Genomic DNA, 20,995 nt, shown 5'->3' with positions numbered 1-20,995 from the left:
TCATCGCTCATAATACTGCATCTTTCAGGTGTGGAAACGTAGGTCGCCGCCTGGCTCTCAGATTTTTACTCTCCTCTTTTTAATACAATCCCAATTCAAGCAATCACAAATAAATTCTTCTCTAAATCATAACTCTAAGCTAAATCGCTCATTCAACTTCCTTTCCTTCTTTCGAAACCATTTGACAACCTTCTGTATTCAGGATACAATCTAATATTTCATTGTAAAGGTTTGATATGGTTAAAATAATAACAATGCTTGTTCTCTTTTTCTCACTTGCCTTTGGTGCTATTAACATTAATAAGGCTAATTCCGCTCAGCTACAAAACTTGAATGGGATTGGTCCGACAAAAGCGCAGGAGATTATCAAGTATCGTAAGGCACACGGCGGGTTTAAAAGTGTGGATGAACTGGTAAATGTCAAAGGTATCGGACCGATGACGATGAAAAAATTAAAATCACAAGTGAGTATTCGCTAAGGTATATAGACCTTATCGATCATTTCGTTATATTCGCTTTTACAATCACTATCAGCGGTGATTCCGCCGCCACTTTTATAGATAAGTTGTGTATCTTCTTTTTCAACAAAACGGATAGATACGGCACTGTAGAGGTTTGACCCGTCAAAATGGCCGAAAATACCTGTAAAATAGCCGCGTTGATATTCTTCGATCTCTTTGATGATATCAACCGTTTTACGCTTTGGTGTACCGCTAATGCTTCCAGCTGGCAATAGTGCTTTTAGCAACTCTGCTGCATTTTCTCTCCAGTTTTCTTCCAAGGTACCGCAGATATGTGAACTTACTTGATGCAATTTTTTCTTTCCGGCATCTATCGTCGTAATATAACGGAATTTTTCGACCCGTATATCTTTCGCTACGATCCCTAAATCATTGCGGAGTAGATCGACAATCATGGTATGTTCTGCAAATTCTTTTGGATCATTCAAAATAGTATTAATAGCATCGCTCAGGGATGCATCAATGGTACCTTTCATTGGATAGGCGTGGATGGTATTGCCTTCAATGGTAATAAAAGGTTCAGGAGAAAAGCAGACGAACTTATCTTTAACCCGAAGTTTATACGGGGCATGTGCCATAGTATAGATTTCATTTAACGTAAAATTTGATTGTATAGGTGTAGGTTGCGTTAAATTGAGTAGATAGGTATTGCCATTTCGAATATGTTCTTGGACGGCTTCGAATTTTTTGCGGTACTGTTCAAACGCTACAGGGGCAAATATTGGTTTATGGGGGGTATTTGCATGATGAATGGTGCTGTTAAATGCGAACTCAATATTTTCTGATTCCAATTCTTCCAAGGTGAAGCACTGCAAATCCTCCCCCGTGAAATCGGTGTAAAAGAAACACTTCACTCCCGATGAGACGAATTCACTGAATCGTTGGTACATCAGGCAATAAGTGCTTTGAGAACAGCCATACGAATGGCTACACCATTTCGAACCTGCTCAAGTACTTTGCAGCGAGGGTCTTTTAGCATCATATCATCAATATCAATATTGCGGTGTACCGGTCCCGGATGCAGCAAGATCAGATCTCGGTTTCCGACGAGTTCTTGGGTAATGCAAAAATCGCTGGCATAATCTTTAAGTGAACCGTAGGTTTGATGTGAATGACGTTCCGTTTGGGTTCGTAAACTCATTATGGCATCAACATCATCGATAACATCATGGAGGCTATGGGTCATTTTAAGATTACTGTCAGGGAGAAAATGGGGTGGGGCCACAAGGGTGATTTCCATCCCGAATCGGGTTAAGAGTTCAATATTGCTGTTGGCGACGCGGGAGTTTTTGATATCACCGACAATCGCTATTTTTTTGCCTTTAACATCGCCAAAATGTCGGCGGAGGGTAAAGAGATCAAGAAGGGCCTGGGTCGGATGGGCGTGAGCGCCGTCACCTGCATTGATGATGGAGGCGTGGGTGTGTTCGGCGAGGATATTGGGCACCCCTGCATGGGCATGGCGAACAATCATGGCATGAGGTCCCATCGCATCAAGATTCGTGGCAGTATCGACGAGGCTTTCCCCTTTTTGGGTAGAACTTTTTTGAACATCGAGATGAACCACTTCGGCACCTAGACGCTTAGCCGCAATCTCAAAAGAACTTTTAGTTCGGGTTGAATTTTCAAAAAAGAGGGTAATGATAATTTTTTCTTTGAGGATAGGATCAAATTGGCCTTGCAAATAGTGTTCAGCATCGCGTAAAACCTGAAGAATTTGTTCAGTCGTAAAATCATCGGTTCGAATCAGGTGTTGCATGCTTTCTCCATTACTATTAATTTTTGAACGCGTAAGGAATAAAATCCCTTACGCTACGCTTGCCGCTATGGCACTAAAGCTTGCCTCATAAGAGGCAGAAAGTTAATGCGTTATTGTATCTAAAAGTACTTTGGCAATGGTATCGATATCATGATCAATTCGGAATACAGGGTCAAATCGGTGTTGGAAATAAGGGAGAGAGGTGATGTCAAATGTGGTCTCTTGAGGACGGCAGTTAAGACCCCATATAAAAGGCAAGCGAGCATCCTCAAGAGCTTTAATGCTCAATAAAGTGTCGTTAATGCATCCAAGAGCGCAATGGGTAACCAAAAGGGTTGTTGCCTGAAAGTATCGGGGTAAATCAATCATCATGGATTTTTCATCGATCGGAACCATCAATCCGCCCGCCCCTTCGATAATGACAACATCGCACAGGGCTTCTATTTTTGCTAAAGCCTTGTCAAATAAGGTGAAATCGATTTCTTTACCTCCGTTAGCAACAAAGGGTGCCGCAGGAAGGGGCCATTGGAGGGTCACAATGTCTTTTACCGACAATGCAGCAAGTGCCGGATTGTAAGACACTGCGGTTTGAAAAAGGGTATTACCATCGGGCGGTAATGCCGTTACCCCGGTTTCGATCGGTTTGTAGACACCGACGCGCAGTCCCATGCGACTCAATGCCCCAATAAGAAGAGTGGAAGTATAGGTTTTACCGATATTGGTATTGGTAGCGGTAACAAAAATGCGTTTAGACAAGGAGATGCCCTTTTTGGTTATAATTGCCTAATTTTAATATAGGTTTGATGATGAATCGCTTTGAAGAGTTTACAACCCGCATCGTTCAGCAAGTGGGGAAAAAAGAGGGGCCTATCAGCCCTGTGATGGTTAATTCCGCATCGTTTGGATACGGCAACAGTGAAACGGGTGAGGGGATATTTGACGGTTCGGTCAAAAAACCGCTTTATGCACGTGTCGGTAATCCGACATCGGCTCAGTTGGAACAGATTCTCGCCTCTATGGATGGCGGAATCGGGGCGATAGCAACATCCTCGGGGATGGGGGCAACGGCAATGGCGACATTGAGTCTTTTAAAAGCCGGAGATGAGATCATCAGTATCGGCGGTCTTTTCGGCGGGACGTATTCTTACTTTTCCGAGACGTTGGCCCGGTTTGGGATTACTACCCATTTTTTCGATGTGGATGAGTTGGATGCCATTGAGGAAACAATCAATACGGCGACAAAAATACTTTTTTTGGAGAGTGTCGGCAATCCCAATATGCGCCTTCCCGATATTGCAAAAATTGCGGATATCGCGAACCGCTACGGCGTCGTTTTGATGGTCGATAACACCATCACTCCGCTGAGTGTCGCACCGATAGCGTTGGGTGCGGATATCGTTGTCTATTCGACAACCAAAATTATCACCGGAAATGCGTCCTCATTGGGAGGCGCCGTGATTTTCCGCGCCATTTCTGAGGGTGAGGATAAGTTTAAAGAGGATCGTTACCGTGATATTCACCCTTTTATTAAAAAAATGGGGAGTATAGCGCTGGTAGCGAATGCTAAAAAACGGGCTTTGCGTGATTTCGGAATGTCTGCGAACGGTTTTGGAAGCTATCTAACGATGTTGGGGCTTGAGACATTACCGCTTCGTCTCGATCGGATCGTTACCAGTGTGGAGACGATTGCTAAGGCATTGCATGAGAGAGGATTCAGTGTCAATCACCCTTGTTTGCCGAATCATCCTCACCATGAACGCTATCAACGTCAATTTACAAACGGATGCGGGACACTGCTGACGATTGATATGGGGAGTAAAGAGCGCGCATTTGAATTTTTAAACCGGTCCAAACTCATCACGATTACCGCAAATATAGGCGATAGCCGTACGCTTGGGCTGCATATGGCTTCAACGATCTACCGTGATTTTGACGATCAAACCAAAGAGTTCTTGGGAATCACTCCGGGGCTTATCCGCATTTCGATTGGATTAGAGAGTGCTGAAGCCATTATCGATGATTTTATAAACGCGGCAAAAATTTAAAAAGATTCGGTATAGTTCAATCATGGCGACAAAACACGAGCACTCAACACGTTTAGATTTGATCTTAGAACACCCAAAACAGTATAATGTTTTTTTACTCAATGACGATTATACGTCAATGGACTTTGTTGTTGATATTTTGATGAAGATATTTCGTCGCAATTTTCAGGATGCGCACCGGATTATGATCGAAGTACATCAAAAAGGGCGGGGTTTATGCGGGGTTTACCCGTATGAAGTGGCTGAAACAAAAGTACATCAAGTGGGAACCCTGGCACGAGAAAATGGATTTCCCCTTAAAGCGATGATGGAGGAAGCATAACCATGGTGAGTACAGAACTGAACGCAATTTTTCAAAAAGCGGTTGCGTTTGCGAGGCATCAGCGTCACGAGTACCTAACGATTGAACATGTGATGTTGGCATTGCTCAACTCTCCTGATGGGGAGGCGATTATCCGTTCTTGCGGTGCGAACGTGGAGCTTATCCGCGAGTCATTGGGTTCGTATCTGATGCAGATGATGGAACCTTTGCCCGATGATGTAGAACAAGAGCCGTTTGAGACGGTGGCGCTGGCCCGGATGATTGATGGGATGATGAAACATGTCCGAAGTGCCCAAAAAGAGTATGCCGATGTCGGAGATTTGATCGCTGCGGTGTATGAAGAACATCATACCTATGCGTGTTTGCTGCTTGAAGAGTATGGTATCAGCCGTGTTGATATCCTCGAAGCGATTTCGCATCGTGATATGGACAGTGTGCAAGAAGATTCACGGAGTGAAGGGGCCCTTCAAAAATATGCGATCAATCTGATTGACCAAGCCAAAAAAGGAAATATCGATCCTGTTATCGGGCGCGTTAATGAGATTGAGCGGGCTATTCAAACGTTGTGCCGCCGCAAGAAAAACAATCCGTTACTGATCGGTGAACCGGGTGTCGGTAAAACAGCGATTGCCGAGGGACTGGCATTACGTATCGTCTCAGGAGAGGTTCCAAAATTATTGGAAGATGCCGAGATTTTTGCCCTTGATCTTGGGGCAATGCTCGCCGGAACCAAATATCGGGGTGATTTTGAAAAACGGCTCAAAGCGGTGATGGACGAGGCAGCAGAGCATCCTAACGCCATCCTCTTCATCGATGAGATTCATACGATCGTAGGGGCCGGTGCCGTCGGAGGGGGGAGTATGGACGCATCCAATCAGCTCAAACCAGCGCTCGCTTCAGGTGTCCTTAAATGTATGGGGGCGACGACACACGCCGAATACCGCAGCGTTTTTGAAAAAGACCGTGCCCTCAGCCGCCGTTTTGCCCGCATCGAGGTAGGGGAACCCAGTGAAGAAGAGAGCTTTTTGATCCTTAAAGGACTCAGAGCGCGCTATGAAAAACACCATGGGGTGAAATACACCGATAAAGCGCTCCGCTCTGCCGTCGAACTCTCCAAAAAATACATTACCGACCGTTTTTTACCCGATGTTGCGATCGATCTGATCGACGAAGCGGGAGCATCGTTTCATCTTAAAACCCATAAACGCACCACGATTACTCCGCATGATATCGAAACGGTCATTGCTAAAATGACGGGGATACCCACCTCTAAAATGGGAACGGATGATCGTGAAAAGCTCTCAACGCTTGAATCGGATCTCAAAGCACTTGTTATCGGGCAGGATAATGCGATTAGCCAAGTGGTAAAATCGATCAAACGCTCTTATGCCGGGCTCAGTAGTCCGTACAAACCGATTGCCTCTTTTTTATTTTCCGGTCCGACGGGGGTAGGTAAAACGGAGTTGGCCAAATCGTTGGCTGAAACGATGGGGATCTATTTCGAGCGTTTTGATATGTCCGAATACATGGAGAAACATGCCCTCAGCCGCCTCATCGGTGCCCCTCCTGGGTATGTGGGATTTGAGCAGGGGGGATTACTGGTCGAGACAGTTCGGAAACACCCTTATATGGTATTGTTGCTTGATGAGATCGAAAAAGCCCATCCCGATTTGATCAATGTACTCTTGCAGGTGATGGACAGTGCAACACTGACCGATAATACGGGGTTCAAAGCCAACTTTTCGAATGTAATTTTGGTAATGACTTCCAACATCGGAGCGTCGGAACGTACGGTAATGGGGTTCAATGCTGACAGCTCGATTTCCCGTCATGAGGCGTTAAAATCATTTTTTACCCCTGAATTTCGTAACCGGTTGGACGGGGTTATCGAATTTGGTCCGTTGCCGCTGGAGGTTGTCGAAAATATTGTGGATAAATTTATTCGACAACTTAATGTACAGTTGAAAGCGAAAAAAGTGAGTCTCTCTATCACTATGAAAGCAAAAGCCTACCTTGCCAAAATCGGCTATGACAAAGCGATGGGGGCACGGCCTCTTGGAAGAGTTATTGCCGATAAAATCAAAGATCCATTAGTCGATGAGGTCCTTTTCGGATGTTTGGCACAGGGGGGAAAAGTATCGGTAGATTATGCCGACAGACTCATTTTCGATTATGCGGTATGATCCCAAAACTTACCTATCATCTCTCTTTTCCTAATCCCCATAGCGCATCAGAGGAGGGGATTGTCGCGTATGGCGGTGATCTTTCCCCCTCGAGAATCATGTTGGCGTACCGTTTAGGGATATTTCCGTGGTACAGTCTTGGCGATCCGATTCTCTGGTGGTCACCCGATCCGAGGCTTATTTTGGAATTGGAAGATTTCAAACTCCATCGCTCCCTTCGAAAAAAAATTTCCCATTTCGAGATCCGTTTTGATACGGCTTTTTCCGAAGTGATACGCGAATGCGCTCAGATGACACGCAGAGACCAAAAAGGGAGTTGGATCGTACCGGAGATGATCGAAGCCTATGAAACTCTTCACATATTGGGGCATGCCCACAGTGTCGAAGCGTATCAGAATGGAATCTTGGTCGGAGGGCTTTATGGAGTAAGTGTCGGAGGGGTATTTTGCGGAGAGTCGATGTTTGCAAAAGTCTCCGATGCTTCCAAAGTTGCTTTTGCTGTATTGATTGACCATTTACGGGATTGGGGATATGCCTTTGTCGATTGTCAGGTTCCCACTGAGCATCTAAAAAGTCTTGGGGCTAAAGAGGTCTCTAGAGAGTTTTTTTTGCGACAACTTTGTGGAGCGCCTGCGGTAATAGAGGAGAATAACCATTGGAAAATGAGAAACCTTTAAGGTTTGTTCCTCTATACTCATCGGTAATTCTTATAAAAAAGGGGTTTTCAATGAAAAATGTTTTACTAAGTGTTGTAGCCATTGCGGCACTTGCTACGGCCGGTTTTGCAACGGTTAATAATCAAACAGGATGCGGTCTTGGATCACAAATCATCAAAGATGATAGTTCTGCACTGATGTTAGCACTTCAGGCAACTACGAACAGTATATTTGGGAACCAGACCTTTGGTATCACATCAGGGACATCAGGATGTAAAAAAGCGAGTCTTGTGATGAATGAGCGTGCAGCTGAGTTTGTCGCATCGAACATGGATCAGCTTTCTCGTGAGATTGCGATCGGTCAAGGGGAAAGTGTTTCAACATTGGCTGAACTTTTGAATGTTGAAGACAAAGCGGCATTTGCAGCAGTGCTTCAATCCAATTACAATGCCATCTATACGAGTGAAAAAGCCGATATGGCAACGGTGCTCGACAACGTTTCAACGATCGCCGGTTAATCACATTTTCGGAACGCAGTGTGTGCGTTCTGAAAATTTTAAGGTTTTTTTTGCCATTTTTTCTCCTCTTATTATGCGCACTGAGTTTATCGCTGAATGCTGCTCTAAGCGATGACCTGATTGCGCAGGCTCATACCAAAAGACTTTCCGAAACTCGATACTGGCATCTGCTGATGCATACTCCTCATGACGAGAGTGAAATTGATGATCCTTCATTTTTTCTCTCACCCGAAGGGAAACGAAATCTCTCTGCGGAACTCGAGGCAACCCTCCGCCGCTTGAATGAGGATACAAACCGAAGCAACGAGTCTATTTTTTGCCGTTTTCCGGCGCGTCGTGCGTGGTTGGAACGAGAACTCAACACCTCATTCGGGGAGGGTGAATGTACGGAATACGAAGCGCTTGTGACGAAAATGGACCCCCAAAAAGTGACCCTTGTTTTTCCCAGTGCTCATATCAACTCTCCTGCATCGATGTTCGGGCATACGTTTTTACGGATCGATTCGTCAATGGAGTCGAAGCTGATGTCGTATGCAATCAATTATTCCGCTTTTACGGAGGATACGAACGGATTATTGTTTGCGTATAAAGGGCTATTTGGCGGCTATTACGGTTATTACTCGATGCTGCCTTATTATGAAAAACTCAAAGAGTATCGTGACTCTGAGTCCCGAGATGTATGGGAATACGATCTTAATCTCACACAAGATGAGGTGATGGCGATGGTGCGTCATATTTGGGAACTGCAGCGGATCAATTCGTGGTACTATTTTTTTGACGAAAACTGTTCGTACCATATGCTCTGGCTCACGGAAATCGCCCGTCCGAGTGTCCGGCTGAGGGATCATTTTTATTATTATGTGATTCCTCCTGAAACGGTTCGTGCTTTTGAGGATGAGGGGCTGGTCCGTGAGAAACATTACCGCCCCTCAAAACGGACAAAACTTTTGGGGTATGAACATCAGCTTTCACCTGAAGCCATTCGGGCAGTAAAAGCGTTGAGTACAGGCGAGATCAGCAGTTCTTCTTTACGACAGGTCAGCTTGTCTGATCAAGAGCGTCGCTTTACCCTCGAAGCAGCGGCCGAATTGGTTGAATATGAATATATCGAAGGGAAAATTTCCAAAGAGGTTTATGCATCGCGTTATCATGCGCTCCTCTCACAGCGTGCCGCATTGGGAGAGGGGGAGATACTGTATCTTCCGACTAAGCAAAATCCGGATTCTGCCCATCACTCTGCACGGTTGCAGGTAGTTCAGGGGTGGTTTGAAAATCGTTCCCCTTTGCTAATCGGCTGGCGCCCCGCTTTTCATGATCTGGGTGAGGATGATACGGGACATCTCTCAGGAGCGCAGATCGAATTCCTTGATATTATGATGGGCGTTGATAAAGAGAAGGTGAGTTTAGAGAAATTGACGATTCTTTCTTTGGCCTCTATTGCTCCGGTAAGCCCTTTTTTTAAGCCGTTTTCATGGCGGATGAAGAGTGGATGGGATCGCGAGTATGGAAATGATCAGCTCAGTTTTGTTACTCGGGTGGGAGCCGGAGCTTCTATCGGTCATGAGGGGTTATTCGGGTATTTTTTGAGTGAACCGGAAGTGAGATTTGGATTCAATGCCGATGTCGGGATAGGGTTTAGTGCAGGCAGCGGGATTCATTGGGGAAAACGGATGAAAAGTCAGGTGGAAACCGGCCATATTTTTTATATGTCCGGAGCTGATCGAAGTCGTGTGATGCTTTCACATTTATGGCAGTGGAAGCCGTGGGGAGCATTTTCGCTAAGCTATGAAGCAGCGAAGCAGTATCAGAGAGAAGATCGTTGTAAAGTTGGGATAAATCTCTATTTTTAATTCTTTTTCGGCATAATAGTTTCACTTTTTGTGACGGAGTTTATATGTATATAGCGGAAGCTCGTTTCGCCCTTTGGGCCGATTTTATTGAACGAACATTTTTGGATGAAGGGTTTAAAGAGCTGATTGCAAGTGGGGTCATTAACGGGGCAACCTCTAATCCCGCCATTTTTAAAAATGCAATTTTGACTTCTGCAGCGTATAAAGAGCAGCTTTCGTCTTTGGGTGACTTCTCTCCTAAAGAAAAATATGAAGCATTGGCAATCTTCGATATCCAAAAAGCGGCTGATATGTTGCGGCCGCTATATGATGCAGGGGATGACGGATACGTGAGTATCGAAGTGGACCCTTTTTTATGCGATGATGCGGAAGCGACGATTGCGGAGGGATTGCGGCTTCACAAAAGTATCAACCGTCCCAATGTGATGATCAAAGTTCCTGCAACAAACGCAGGTTATATCGCGATGGAATCGCTTGCGTCCCAAGGGATTCCGATTAACGCAACCTTGATTTTTTCCGTCGATCAGGCGCTTAAATGTGCAGAAGCGTTTGAGCGTGCATCGCAAAAAGCAAGCGTTGATACCGTTATCAGTGTATTTGTCAGTCGTATCGACCGGGCGATCGATGAAACCCTGCGTGTTGCAGGTGTCAGCACGGGGTTGATGGGGATCATGAATGCAGCCGATATCTACAATCGTGTCGAAGCTCTCCGTATTCCGAAGTGCCGTGTCCTGTTTGCAAGTACCGGAGTCAAGGGGGATGAATTCAGAGCGTCGTATTACATTGATGAGCTTTTAGCTGCCAACAGTGTCAATACCGCTCCGATCGCTACGATTGATGCGTATGTAAAAGGGGGAGAGACAACTCTGAAGCTTCCGTTGGCTGCTGCTGCAATCAGGGAACACCAACAGCGTGTCGCGGATGCCGGTATTGTGATGGAAGCCATCATAGAACAGCAAATTACCGAAGGATTGGAAGCATTTAAAGTCGCTTTTTCCGAAATTTTGAGTGAATTGGAGTAAATGAATATGAATCAAGATATTCAAAAAACTGTCCATCAGCCTGATCTGACCGAACTCAACTTTGAAGTGTTGAAAAAAATTCGAGGCTATTTGCGTCGAATGGTGGATGCCGGCGGGAGTGACTTGCACATCAAAGCCAATGCGGTTGTCCGTGCCCGCATTAATGGAGAGATTATCCCCCTTTCGGGTGAAATTCTTTCAAAAGATGATGCGCTTATTTTTGCGAAAGAGCTGCTGCGTACCCGTTTCCCGGAATTGGTCGAAAAAAAAGAGGTGGATTTGGTCTATCCATTCGACGACAATACACGGTTTCGTATCAATATCTTTTTCCAAATGGAAGGGGTATCGGCGGTTTTCCGTTTGATCCCGGTCAAAATCCTGAGTATTGATGAACTGAAGCTTCCTGCGATTGTCCACAGTTTTGCCGAGATGGAGAGGGGGCTTGTGCTGGTAACCGGAGTTACCGGAAGCGGTAAATCGACAACATTGGCGGCCCTTATCGATGAGATTAACTGGAAACGGCGTAAACACATCATTACGATTGAAGATCCGATTGAGTTTGTTCATAAAGACCGTAAATGTATTATTAATCAGCGAAGCGTCGGGCAGGACACCCTTAGCTTCGGGAATGCCTTGCGCGCTGCCTTGCGTGAAGATCCCGATATTATCCTTGTCGGGGAGATGCGGGATATGGAGACCATTGAGATTGCACTCCATGCAGCCGATACGGGGCATTTGGTTTTTTCAACACTTCATACGCTTGATGCGAAAGAGACGGTAAACCGGATTATTTCCGTTTTTCCGACGGCGGAACAAAACCGCGTACGTATGACCCTTGCCTCCGTCTTAAAAGGGGTTCTGTCTCAGCGTCTGATTCCGACGGTAGATGGGAACCGGACAGCGGCGTTGGAGATTTTGGTCCGAACACCCCGTATTGAGCAGTTGATTGCTGAAAACCGTGATATTGAAATTCCCGATACGATTGCGGAGGGAAAAGAGCTGTATAAATCGCAAACATTCGACCAGGGGATTTTGGATTTGTACCTTTCGGGACGGATCAGTAGGGATGATGCATTGGCCTATGCAACATCTTCTTCCGACTTAAAACTCCGAATGGATGGGTTGAGCACTACGGTTGAAAAAGGGAAATTGGGGGTCGATGACGGTCCAAAAGAGTTTAAAGAAGGGGATTACATCGGATTGAAAGAGTAGTCTGTATTTAGAATAATTTAAACAATATTTAAGTATAATCCGTCCCATTTTATTTTAGAAGGACATGATTATGTTAGAAGGCATCGTAAGAGAGAGTATTGGCAAACGTTCAACAAAAGCGTATCGCCGTGATGGTTATCTTATTGCCAACATCTATGGAAAAGGGCTTGAAAATATTCACGCTGCGTTCAAAATGAACGACTTTATCCGTACGGTGCGCAACAAAGAAACTGTAGCATTTGCAGTAAACGTAGGCGGAAAAGAGATGAACCTTGTGGTTCAAGGGTATGAATCTCATCCGGTATCCGGCAATTTGTTGCACGTTGATTTGATGGTAGCGCAACCGGGTGTTGTCACTCACTATCATGTACCCGTTAAAACCGTAGGAACTCCTATCGGTTTGAAAAACAAAGGGATGTTGTTTGTTGCAAAAAAACGTCTTCGCGTAAAAGCGGCGATTGAAAACTTGCCAAACAACATTACTGTAGATGTTGCTCCACTCGATTTGGGTGATTCTGTATTGGTTCGTGATCTTCCACGTGTTGAAAATGTTACCTTTACTGATTCAGACCGTGTATCGGTTCTTAGTATCATCAAAGCGAAATAAGGATGCTTATTGTCGGACTGGGCAACCCCGGCCCGGCGTATGCGCAGACTCGACATAATATCGGGTTTATGGTGATTGATGAACTTTGTCATCGTCACAGTGTTCAGAACATTTCAAAGAGCTCCTTTGAAGGGGAGTTGTTTAAAATGGGGGGGCACTTTCTCCTCAAACCCTTAACCTACATGAATCTCTCCGGTCGTTCCATCCTTGCCGTTAAAAATTTTTATAAAATTGATGAGGTTATCGTCATTCATGATGATCTGGATCTCCCCTTTGGGGCATTGCGCTTTAAAAGCGGGGGGGGACATGGCGGACATAACGGTTTAAAATCTGCGGATGCCGCAATCGGTGCTGATTATATCCGAGTCCGTATGGGGATCGGTAAGCCTGAGCATAAATCCCAAGTGGCCGATTACGTCTTGCATCCGTTCACTGCGGAAGAACAAAGTAAACTTGCAAACTGGATTTCTGCCTCGGCTGATGCCGTTGAAATGCTTCTCACACACAGTTGCAGTGATGTTGCGGGGAAATACTCCCAGAAGGGGCTGTAAAAATTTGCAGGTTTAATTGGGTACAATAAACTTCAATTTTTTAATTTAGGCGCTCATGCTCGCATTTACTACTTTATCGATCCTTTATTTACGCTATTTTTCGATTGTTTTGATTGCTTTGAGCAGTTTTATGGTCGGATTTGATCTGATGGATAATGCTTCTTCCCTGCCAGAATCTGCCAATCTTGTTTTGATTTACATCATGTATAAGTATTTTTATGCCATTGATATGATGCTTCCGATTTCACTGGTTTTTGCGATTATTGCCTCTTTGGTTGAGCTGGTTCGTACCAATGCGCTGGCCGCCTATTATGCTCTTGGGTATTCCAAAATACGTATTATTATCCCTTTTTTGAGTGTGGCAAGCGGTATGATCGTCATCTATATCGCGCTGCACGCGACCAATTTCGCCCGTTCAAACGAATTTGCGGATAATTTGCGAGAAACCTCCCAATTTATCCGTCCTACCAGCAACCTTTTTTTTACCCACGAAGGGAGTTACATCTATTTCGGGAACCTTTATCCCCTGAGTAAAAGAGCGGAGGATATTCGAATCTTTACCTTTCAGCAGGGGCATTTAAAAGAGGGGTTGATTGCGACGGAAGCGGTCTACGATCAAGGGTATTGGAATATTCAAAAAGCCCATGTGATTCGCCCTCCCGAAACGTTTGACCTCAAGGGCCCCGGAATCGTGGTTGAAGATCGTTATAATCTCAAAGTCCTGCATGAGTTTAAACCAAAAATTTTGGATCAGATATACGAGGGAAAAGCAAACTTTACCATCGGTGACGGGTTGGATGCCCTTGAACTTTTGGAAAATCAAAACGTTGATGTTGCCAAAATAAAGAGTGCTATGTATCGCATTTTTGTGACCCCATGGTTCGCACCGATTTTGATCGTGATCTTTTTCTCGTACGCACCGGTGAGTGCTCGATTCTTAAATCTCTCCTTTTTTAGTTTCGGTGCTATTTTGGCGACGCTTATGGTGTGGGGAATCCTCTTTATGATGGGGGAACTCTCAAACAATAAAACGCTCATCCCAGAAATCGGAATAATTTCCCCGATTATGGTACTGGGTGGAATCATGTTGTGGCGGCTTGGAAATCCCCTAAGGAGAGTTAGGGTAAAATCGCAACAAAACTAATCAACGAGGACTACGGGTGATCGATTTTAAAGCTCTGGCACAAACCTACGGGACACCTTTGTACGTATATGATTTTGATGCGATGCGTGCTCAGTTTGAATTATTAAAAGAGGCATTTCGCGGACGTAAATCGATCTTAGCGTATGCCGTCAAAGCAAATTCAAATCTGAGCGTTGTTAAACATTTTGCCCAATTGGGTTCCGGTGCCGATTGTGTATCGATCGGTGAGGTACGCCGTGCCTTAATGGCCGGTGTCCCAAAATACCGTGTTATCTTTAGTGGCGTCGGCAAGCGTGACGATGAAATTCGCGAAGCGATTGAAAGTGATATTCTCTACATCAATGTTGAGAGTGAAGCGGAGCTTGGGCGGGTCGAAATGATCGCTCGCGAGTTGAAGACCAAAGCGCGTATCAGTATCCGCGTGAATCCGAATATCGATCCCAAAACCCATCCGTATATTTCGACCGGATTGCATGATAACAAATTCGGCGTTGAAATTGTCGCCGCAAAACGGATGTATATTCAGGCGAAAAACTCCGATCACCTTGATCCGGTAGGGATCCACTTTCATATCGGAAGCCAGCTCACCGAACTCGAACCGATTTACGAAGCGGCGGTTATTGTCGCTGATTTGCTCCGCTCTCTTCAGGCGATTGAGATTGAATTGAAATTCTTCGATATCGGCGGAGGGTTGGGGGTTCGCTATGATGATGAAACAACGATTGAACCGTATGATTACGCACAGGCGATCCTCTCCGCCCTCAAAGGGATTGATGTAACAATCATTATGGAACCGGGGCGCTTTTTAACGGCGAATGCGGGATACTTTTTGACGAAAGTACTGTACGAGAAAAACAATGGCGAAAAACGTTTTGTGATGGTTGATGGAGCGATGAACGATCTTATCCGCCCGAGCCTGTATAAAGCCTATCACCGTATCGAGGCGCTTGAAAAAGAAGGGGAAGAGAGTCCGGCGGATGTGGTCGGCCCGGTATGCGAGAGCGGTGACTTTTTGGCTAAAAACTATCCACTTCCCACAATGGAACACAACGATTTACTCATTGTCCACAGTGCGGGAGCCTACGGTTTTGGAATGGGAAGTAACTACAATACACGCGGACGATCGGCGGAGATTGCGGTTGAATCGGGTAAAGAACGTCTTATTCGGCGACGTGAAACGTTTGACGATGTGATTGCGTTAGAACGCGACTATTTGTAGGAATTGCAATGTATTTTATCGATGTGCAGGGGACTTTGATCGAAGATAATAGCAAGCTTCCGACTCGTGGAGCCGTAGCGTTTATCGATTATCTCAATGCACACCGTATCCCCTACATGGTGATTACCAACAGTACCAAAAATCCGAGTGACGAATTTTTGGGATATCTGAATTCCATCGGATTAAATATACCAAGGGATCATTATCTTGATCCTTTGATGCTACTGGAGAGCCATATCGATAAAAGCTGCAAGATCGCAGCCTACGGCTCCGAACCTTTTTTAGATGTTTTACGGAGTATGGGGTATCTGCTCGATTATGTAGCACCGGATGTTGTCTTGGTAGCGATCAAAGAGAATTTTTTACCCGATGAATACGCGCAAATGATTGAGTTCCTCCTGAGGGGGGGCAAACTGATCGGAATGCACGAAACGACGTTATACGTTAAAAACAACAAACGCTATCCCGGAGTAGGTGCCATTTTAAAGATGCTTGAATTTGCCGCGTCGGTCTCTTATACGGTTGTCGGCAAGCCGAGCATAGCCTTTTTTGATGAAGCATTGGGACGTTTATCACAGCAAACGGCAGGGGTCCAGTATCGTGATATCACCATTATTAGTGATGATGTCAAAGGGGATCTTATTGGTGCCCAATTGCTTGGGATGAAAGGGATATTTGTCCTTAGCGGTAAATATCGATCGGCTGATGAGATCATTCCGTCGTTGAAAACTTCCGAGCGTCCGGCCGAAATCTATGCCGATATGCAAGCAATATTGGAGAGTTTATGAATACTTTAGAAGAGTGCAGAGCACGTATTGACGAGATTGACAATGAGATAGTCAACCTTTTGAACCGCCGTATGGAAGTCGTGCGTCGTGTTGGTGAGATTAAGCATGAAAGTAATACGGCTATTTATCGTCCCGAACGTGAAAAATCGATCATCGATCGTTTGACAAAGATCAGTGAATCGACCGGAGGACTTCTTAATTCTCAGGCGATTGAAGCGGTGTTTTTAGAGATTTTTGCGGTTGCCCGCAATCTTGAACTCCCGGAACGGATTGCTTATCTTGGGCCTGAGGGGAGTTTCACCCACCAAGCGGCGGAGTCTCGCTTTGGCGCAATGAGCGATTACCTTTCGCTCGGTTCGATCGATGCAGTGTTTAAAACGCTCGAAGCCGGGCGTGCGAAGTTTGGAGTGGTACCGATCGAAAACTCACGTGACGGTGTTGTAGGTGAAACCCTTGATTTATTGGGGAAAAGCAGTGTCAAAATTGTTGCAGAACTCTATATGCCGATTCATATGGCATTTGCAACTAAAGCAGAAAAAATCCACCATATCAAGCGTATTTATTCAAAAGATAAAGGGTTTGGCCAATGCCGAGAGTTTTTGCAAGAACACGGATTGGATATCGTGGAGCATATTCCGGTCGAATCGACGGCAAAAGCAGCTATTCTAGCTTCTAAAGATCCTGAAGCGGCAGCTATCTGCTCCCATATTGCGGCAAAGCTCTACGGAGTCCCCACATTGTTTGAAAATATCGAAGATACGCATAACAATGCCACCCGATTTTTTATCCTCAGTGATTTTAAAAACGGTATCAGCGGTGAAGATAAAACATCGATTTTGGTACGTCTCAAGGATGCTCAGAAAGCGGGGGCATTGGTTCATTTCCTCGAAGATTTCAACAATGCCGACATCAACCTCAGTAAAATTGAAAGCCGACCTTCGAGAGACAATGACGGTTTTGGGTATTGGTTTTTTATCGATTTCTTCGGGCATATTGATGAAGAAAAAGTTCAAATGTTAATTCAAAAACACAATGATGAAGTGACGTGGTTGGGAAGCTACATAAAGGGAGAGTTATGAAATTTAATGAAGCGTTAGAATCTATTAAAACCTACGAAGCGGGTAAGCCGATAGAGTTGGTCGTCCGCGAATACGGTATTGATAAAGATCAGATCGTCAAACTTGCCAGCAATGAAAATCCGTTCGGGTGTTCTCCAAAAGTGAAAGAGGCGGTACGCGCTATCATCGATAATATGGCATTGTACCCTGATGATTCGATGGTAAAACTCAAAACTGCTTTGTCAAACAAATACGGTATTAAAACCAATGAATTGATTGTCGGTGCCGGAAGCGATCAGGTGATCGAGTTCGCGATTCACGCTAAAGCACACGGCGGATCAAAAGTACTTGTGAACAGTGTCACCTTTGCGATGTACGAGATTTATGCCAAACAAGTAGGGGCACAAATCATCCGAACCGCTTCACGCGAACATAAGATGGATGAGTTTTATGCTCTTTATCTCGAACATAAACCCTCTATCATTTTTCTATGTACTCCGAATAATCCTACAGGGGACGGACTTGATGCAGGAGAAATGGTTTCATTTATCGAAAAAGTGGACAGCGATACGCTGGTGATTGTTGATGGAGCTTACATGGAGTATGCCCGTTTTAAAGACCCATCCAAAGCGGTTGAGCCACGTGAATTGATTGAACGTTTTGATAATGTCCTTTTTCTCGGTACCTTTTCAAAAGCATACGGGCTAGGGGGAATGCGTGTCGGCTACGGTATCGCTCAATCTCATATTATCGAAGCCCTCTACAAAGTACGTCCTCCGTTTAACATAACCACACTCTCCCTTGAAGCCGCATCGTCTGCATTGGAAGATGAAGCTTTCGTTCAAGCGTGTATTGCCGATAATTTTAAAGAGATGGCCCGGTATGAAGAATTTGCACGTGCTAAGGGGATCGATGTGATTGATAGTTATACCAATTTCGTCACATTATCGCTTCCTGAAGAAAAAAATTCATCAAAAATTGCGCAAGAACTCTTAAAAAAGGGTATGATTGTACGTGATTTAAGCAGTTACGGATTGAACGCTATTCGCGTTACAATCGGAACATCGGTCCAAAATGATCGATTTTTTGAACTCACCGAACCTTTATTATAAAAATAGGTAACAATGGATTTTAAGGCCCTTTTCTCGCAACTTGTTGTTTTTTTCGGAAAGCTGAATCAGGCACAAAAGACTATTATCGGTGCTGCGGTTGCGGGGATAGTCGCATTTTTGATTTTCTTGGTTGTTTATACCTCAGAAGGGACAAAGGGAGGAAGTGAGTATCAGGTACTTTTTGACCAGCTTAGCGCGGAAGATGCCGCAAAAGTGGTTGAACAGCTTGAAAAAGACAAAATCCCCTATCGTATTCCCCGCGAAAATGTTATCGAAGTCCCTAAAGATGTTGTCTACAAAGAGCGTATTACGATAGCCTCCATGGGGATTCCTAAAGAGGGGCATGTCGGATTTGAGCTTTTTGACAAGCAAGAGTTCGGTGCGACCAACTTTGATCAAGAAGTTAAATTCCGCCGGGCATTAGAAGGGGAACTCGCCCGTTCAATCGATTCCCTGGGTCCTGTTGAAAAATCAAGTGTCAGTCTCGCATTGCCAAAAGAGACTCTCTTCGTCTCCGAAGCGGTACCGCCGTCGGCTTCCGTCATGGTACAGCTGTATGAAGATGGAAAACTCTCTCCGAAACAAATTCGCGGGATCAAAAAACTGGTCGCTTCGGCTGTCCCCAAACTCACTCCTGAAAATGTGACTCTGATTAATTCAGAGGGGGAAGCACTGGGGGATGATGATGCGGCTGCCGCGATGGGCGAACTCTCCTCGATACAGCAGCAATACAAAACCAAAGAAGAGAAAAAACAAGAAGAGAAGATTATCAATGTTCTGGCTCCCTTTATCGGTGGGAAAGACCGTATTGTCGCGAAAGTGACGATTGAATATGATTTTTCGGAGCAAAGTTCTACTTCTGAAAAATTTGATCCCGAAAATGTTGTCCGAAGCGAGCAAACACTGGAGGAAAAACGTGAAGGTGCAGCTCCTGCACAAGCTCCTGGAGGGGTCCCCGGAGCCGTTAGCAATGTCGGACCGGTCGAAGGGCTGACTAGCGGCGGAAGCGGAGAGAAATACGAGAAAACAACCGGAACTACGAATTATGAAGTTTCGAAAACGGTTTCGACTACGAAAATGGAGTTTGCCCGTATCAAGCGGATGACCGCAGCTGTCGTCGTCGATGGCAAGTACGAACCGAAAAAAGATGCTTCCGGCGCTCCTACAGAAGAGATGGAGTACATTGCATTGGATGAGACGCAGCTGCAGGCGATTGATGCACTGGTCAAACAATCCATCGGAGTAGATGAACAGCGCGGAGATCAGGTAAGTATCCGAAACTTTGAATTTCAAGCGTCAAAAGCGGGTATGCAGCCGAAGGATACAGCCTCCAAAACGACTGAATTTATTGACACCTATCTTGCACCGTTTTCTTCTTTGTTTAAGTATCTTTTTGTTGCCGTCATTTTATTTGTCGCGTATAAAAAAATCATTATTCCGTTTGCGGAACGGATGCTTGAATTCAGCCGCGAAGAAGAGGCGTTTGACAAACCGAATCTTGAAATTGCGGATGATGAAGATGAAGATCTGGTCGAGAAAGTACAGCAAATGCGCCGAAAAGTCGAAAATCAACTGGGGCTTGGGGAAAATTTCAACGAAGATGAGCTTAAATACGATGTATTGCTTGAAAAAGTGCGTGAGGTAGCTGAAGAGCATCCTGAAGAGATTGCTTCGTTGATTCAGACCTTGATTGACGAAGAGAGCATTCCGAGTGATACAAGCAAGCGATAGGAGACGCGTATGAATCTCACACCCTCTCAGCAGGCTAACTTTGATGAAATGACAATGACGCAAAAAATTGCGATTCTTTTAATACAGCTGGGTGAAGATGTCACCGCCACTGTTTTTGCACGGATGAATGTTGATGCGATTACCGAAATTTCAAAATACATTGCCAGTAACCGTTCCATCGAAAAAAACATCGGCGCGGCGGTACTGGAAGAGTTTTACGCCATCATTCAGTCGAATCAATATCTGAACACCGGCGGTTTGGAGTATGCACGGGAAATTTTGTACAAAGCACTCGGACCGGATGAAGCAAAAAAAGTGCTGGAGCGCTTAAGCAAAACGATGCAGAATACCCAGAATTTTGCCTATTTGGCAAAAATCAAGCCTCAGCAGCTCGCCGACTTTATCATGACCGAACATCCTCAGACGATAGCCTTGATCTTGGCCCATATGGACCCCTCGGCTGCTGCCGAAACCCTCTATATTTTTCCGGATGATTTACGGGCCGAAGTGGCTATGCGTATGGCAAAGCTGGGGGATATATCACCTTCGATCATTAAACGGGTCAGTGCCGTCCTCGAATCGAAACTCGAAGCGTTGGCCAGTTATAAAGTCGAAGTGGGCGGACCGAGATCGGTTGCCGATGTCTTTAACCGTTTGGGTGCGAAAGTATCCAAAACAACCCTGGCACAAATCGAGC

The 20,995-nt window shown here is 45.1% G+C and carries 21 protein-coding genes; 18 read left to right on the top strand and 3 right to left on the bottom strand.

The genetic code is table 11. The features are described from left to right. Positions 1–236 precede the first annotated feature (236 nt). Entirely contained in the window at positions 237–479 is a 243-nt protein-coding gene (locus WB308_RS00330) for a ComEA family DNA-binding protein (protein WP_424187841.1), read from the top strand. On the opposite strand, the gene WB308_RS00325 is transcribed toward WB308_RS00330, so the two are convergent. From WB308_RS00325 to bioD, 3 genes are all read right to left on the bottom strand, one after another. Then, entirely contained in the window at positions 476–1,411 is a 936-nt protein-coding gene (locus WB308_RS00325) for an aminodeoxychorismate synthase component I (protein ID WP_424187839.1), read from the bottom strand. The two genes, WB308_RS00330 and WB308_RS00325, sit on opposite strands and share 4 nt — an antisense overlap. Then, complete coding sequence (locus WB308_RS00320) at positions 1,411–2,280, bottom strand: aspartate carbamoyltransferase catalytic subunit (RefSeq protein ID WP_424187837.1); 870 nt, start codon at positions 2,278–2,280, stop codon at positions 1,411–1,413. Before WB308_RS00320 ends, WB308_RS00325 begins: the two co-directional genes overlap by 1 nt. Before the next feature lie 102 nt (positions 2,281–2,382). Further along, complete coding sequence (bioD, locus tag WB308_RS00315) at positions 2,383–3,036, bottom strand: dethiobiotin synthase (RefSeq protein ID WP_424187835.1); 654 nt, start codon at positions 3,034–3,036, stop codon at positions 2,383–2,385. 50 nt (positions 3,037–3,086) lie between these two features. Between bioD and WB308_RS00310 the strand changes: the two genes are divergently transcribed. The 17 genes from WB308_RS00310 to fliG form a co-directional block, all read left to right on the top strand. Then, positions 3,087–4,325 (top strand): aminotransferase class I/II-fold pyridoxal phosphate-dependent enzyme, encoded by a 1,239-nt coding sequence (locus WB308_RS00310; protein ID WP_424187833.1) that lies wholly within the window; start codon positions 3,087–3,089, stop codon positions 4,323–4,325. Positions 4,326–4,347: 22 nt separating this feature from the next. Next, entirely contained in the window at positions 4,348–4,647 is a 300-nt protein-coding gene (locus WB308_RS00305; RefSeq protein WP_424187831.1) for an ATP-dependent Clp protease adaptor ClpS, read from the top strand. Between the two features lie 2 nt (positions 4,648–4,649). Next, entirely contained in the window at positions 4,650–6,830 is a 2,181-nt protein-coding gene (gene clpA, locus WB308_RS00300; RefSeq protein WP_424187829.1) for an ATP-dependent Clp protease ATP-binding subunit ClpA, read from the top strand. Next, positions 6,827–7,507, top strand: coding sequence for a leucyl/phenylalanyl-tRNA--protein transferase (aat, locus tag WB308_RS00295; protein WP_424187827.1), 681 nt, complete (start codon positions 6,827–6,829; stop codon positions 7,505–7,507). Before clpA ends, aat begins: the two co-directional genes overlap by 4 nt. 50 nt (positions 7,508–7,557) lie before the next feature. Next, complete coding sequence (locus WB308_RS00290) at positions 7,558–8,004, top strand: DUF3015 family protein (RefSeq protein WP_424187825.1); 447 nt, start codon at positions 7,558–7,560, stop codon at positions 8,002–8,004. 50 nt (positions 8,005–8,054) lie between these two features. Next, the gene (locus tag WB308_RS00285; RefSeq protein WP_424187823.1) at positions 8,055–9,854 is read left to right on the top strand and encodes a DUF4105 domain-containing protein; all 1,800 of its coding nucleotides are present in this window, start codon (positions 8,055–8,057) and stop codon (positions 9,852–9,854) included. Between the two features lie 44 nt (positions 9,855–9,898). After that, entirely contained in the window at positions 9,899–10,876 is a 978-nt protein-coding gene (locus tag WB308_RS00280; protein WP_424187821.1) for a transaldolase, read from the top strand. A gap of 6 nt (positions 10,877–10,882) precedes the next feature. After that, the gene (locus WB308_RS00275; RefSeq protein ID WP_424187843.1) at positions 10,883–12,088 is read left to right on the top strand and encodes a type IV pilus twitching motility protein PilT; all 1,206 of its coding nucleotides are present in this window, start codon (positions 10,883–10,885) and stop codon (positions 12,086–12,088) included. A gap of 70 nt (positions 12,089–12,158) precedes the next feature. Next, entirely contained in the window at positions 12,159–12,695 is a 537-nt protein-coding gene (locus WB308_RS00270) for a 50S ribosomal protein L25/general stress protein Ctc (protein WP_424187819.1), read from the top strand. 2 nt (positions 12,696–12,697) lie between these two features. Continuing rightward, on the top strand, positions 12,698–13,246 hold the full coding sequence (gene pth / locus WB308_RS00265) for an aminoacyl-tRNA hydrolase (RefSeq protein WP_424187817.1): 549 nt from the start codon (positions 12,698–12,700) through the stop codon (positions 13,244–13,246). Between the two features lie 55 nt (positions 13,247–13,301). Then, positions 13,302–14,390 carry an LptF/LptG family permease gene (locus tag WB308_RS00260; RefSeq protein WP_424187815.1) on the top strand — a complete coding sequence of 363 codons (1,089 nt, stop codon included), beginning with the start codon at positions 13,302–13,304 and terminating at the stop codon, positions 14,388–14,390. 16 nt (positions 14,391–14,406) lie between these two features. Next, positions 14,407–15,609 (top strand): diaminopimelate decarboxylase, encoded by a 1,203-nt coding sequence (gene lysA, locus WB308_RS00255; protein WP_424187813.1) that lies wholly within the window; start codon positions 14,407–14,409, stop codon positions 15,607–15,609. 8 nt (positions 15,610–15,617) lie between these two features. Further along, positions 15,618–16,397 carry an HAD-IIA family hydrolase gene (locus tag WB308_RS00250; protein WP_424187811.1) on the top strand — a complete coding sequence of 260 codons (780 nt, stop codon included), beginning with the start codon at positions 15,618–15,620 and terminating at the stop codon, positions 16,395–16,397. Continuing rightward, positions 16,394–17,476, top strand: coding sequence for a prephenate dehydratase (gene pheA, locus WB308_RS00245; protein ID WP_424187809.1), 1,083 nt, complete (start codon positions 16,394–16,396; stop codon positions 17,474–17,476). The genes WB308_RS00250 and pheA overlap by 4 nt, the downstream gene beginning before the upstream one ends. Then, a complete protein-coding gene (hisC, locus tag WB308_RS00240) occupies positions 17,473–18,567 on the top strand; it encodes a histidinol-phosphate transaminase (protein WP_424187807.1) in 1,095 nt (364 codons plus the stop codon). Before pheA ends, hisC begins: the two co-directional genes overlap by 4 nt. A gap of 12 nt (positions 18,568–18,579) precedes the next feature. Then, a complete protein-coding gene (gene fliF / locus WB308_RS00235; protein ID WP_424187805.1) occupies positions 18,580–20,298 on the top strand; it encodes a flagellar basal-body MS-ring/collar protein FliF in 1,719 nt (572 codons plus the stop codon). 9 nt (positions 20,299–20,307) lie between these two features. Further along, positions 20,308–20,995 (top strand): flagellar motor switch protein FliG (gene fliG, locus WB308_RS00230; RefSeq protein WP_424187803.1); only part of this gene is annotated, 688 nt, incomplete at its 3' end.

It is taken from the genome of Sulfuricurvum sp. (assembly GCF_049587615.1).
Lineage (GTDB): Bacteria > Campylobacterota > Campylobacteria > Campylobacterales > Sulfurimonadaceae > Sulfuricurvum.
The sequence above is the reverse complement of the archived record's forward strand: the minus strand, read 5'-3'. Positions and strand labels throughout refer to the sequence as shown.

Excerpts from the sequence above, each read along its gene's own strand:
- WB308_RS00325 (WP_424187839.1), bottom strand. The coding sequence starts at position 1,411 with ATGTACCAACGATTCAGTGAATTCGTCTCATCGGGAGTGAAGTGTTTC.
- WB308_RS00270 (WP_424187819.1), top strand. The coding sequence starts at position 12,159 with ATGTTAGAAGGCATCGTAAGAGAGAGTATTGGCAAACGTTCAACAAAA.
- WB308_RS00250 (WP_424187811.1), top strand. The coding sequence starts at position 15,618 with ATGTATTTTATCGATGTGCAGGGGACTTTGATCGAAGATAATAGCAAG.
- WB308_RS00320 (WP_424187837.1), bottom strand. The coding sequence starts at position 2,280 with ATGCAACACCTGATTCGAACCGATGATTTTACGACTGAACAAATTCTT.
- WB308_RS00280 (WP_424187821.1), top strand. The coding sequence starts at position 9,899 with ATGTATATAGCGGAAGCTCGTTTCGCCCTTTGGGCCGATTTTATTGAA.
- clpA (WP_424187829.1), top strand. The coding sequence starts at position 4,650 with ATGGTGAGTACAGAACTGAACGCAATTTTTCAAAAAGCGGTTGCGTTT.
- WB308_RS00260 (WP_424187815.1), top strand. The coding sequence starts at position 13,302 with ATGCTCGCATTTACTACTTTATCGATCCTTTATTTACGCTATTTTTCG.
- WB308_RS00290 (WP_424187825.1), top strand. The coding sequence starts at position 7,558 with ATGAAAAATGTTTTACTAAGTGTTGTAGCCATTGCGGCACTTGCTACG.
- hisC (WP_424187807.1), top strand. The coding sequence starts at position 17,473 with ATGAAATTTAATGAAGCGTTAGAATCTATTAAAACCTACGAAGCGGGT.
- fliF (WP_424187805.1), top strand. The coding sequence starts at position 18,580 with ATGGATTTTAAGGCCCTTTTCTCGCAACTTGTTGTTTTTTTCGGAAAG.
- WB308_RS00275 (WP_424187843.1), top strand. The coding sequence starts at position 10,883 with ATGAATCAAGATATTCAAAAAACTGTCCATCAGCCTGATCTGACCGAA.
- pheA (WP_424187809.1), top strand. The coding sequence starts at position 16,394 with ATGAATACTTTAGAAGAGTGCAGAGCACGTATTGACGAGATTGACAAT.
- WB308_RS00330 (WP_424187841.1), top strand. The coding sequence starts at position 237 with ATGGTTAAAATAATAACAATGCTTGTTCTCTTTTTCTCACTTGCCTTT.
- pth (WP_424187817.1), top strand. The coding sequence starts at position 12,698 with ATGCTTATTGTCGGACTGGGCAACCCCGGCCCGGCGTATGCGCAGACT.
- aat (WP_424187827.1), top strand. The coding sequence starts at position 6,827 with ATGATCCCAAAACTTACCTATCATCTCTCTTTTCCTAATCCCCATAGC.
- WB308_RS00310 (WP_424187833.1), top strand. The coding sequence starts at position 3,087 with ATGAATCGCTTTGAAGAGTTTACAACCCGCATCGTTCAGCAAGTGGGG.
- WB308_RS00305 (WP_424187831.1), top strand. The coding sequence starts at position 4,348 with ATGGCGACAAAACACGAGCACTCAACACGTTTAGATTTGATCTTAGAA.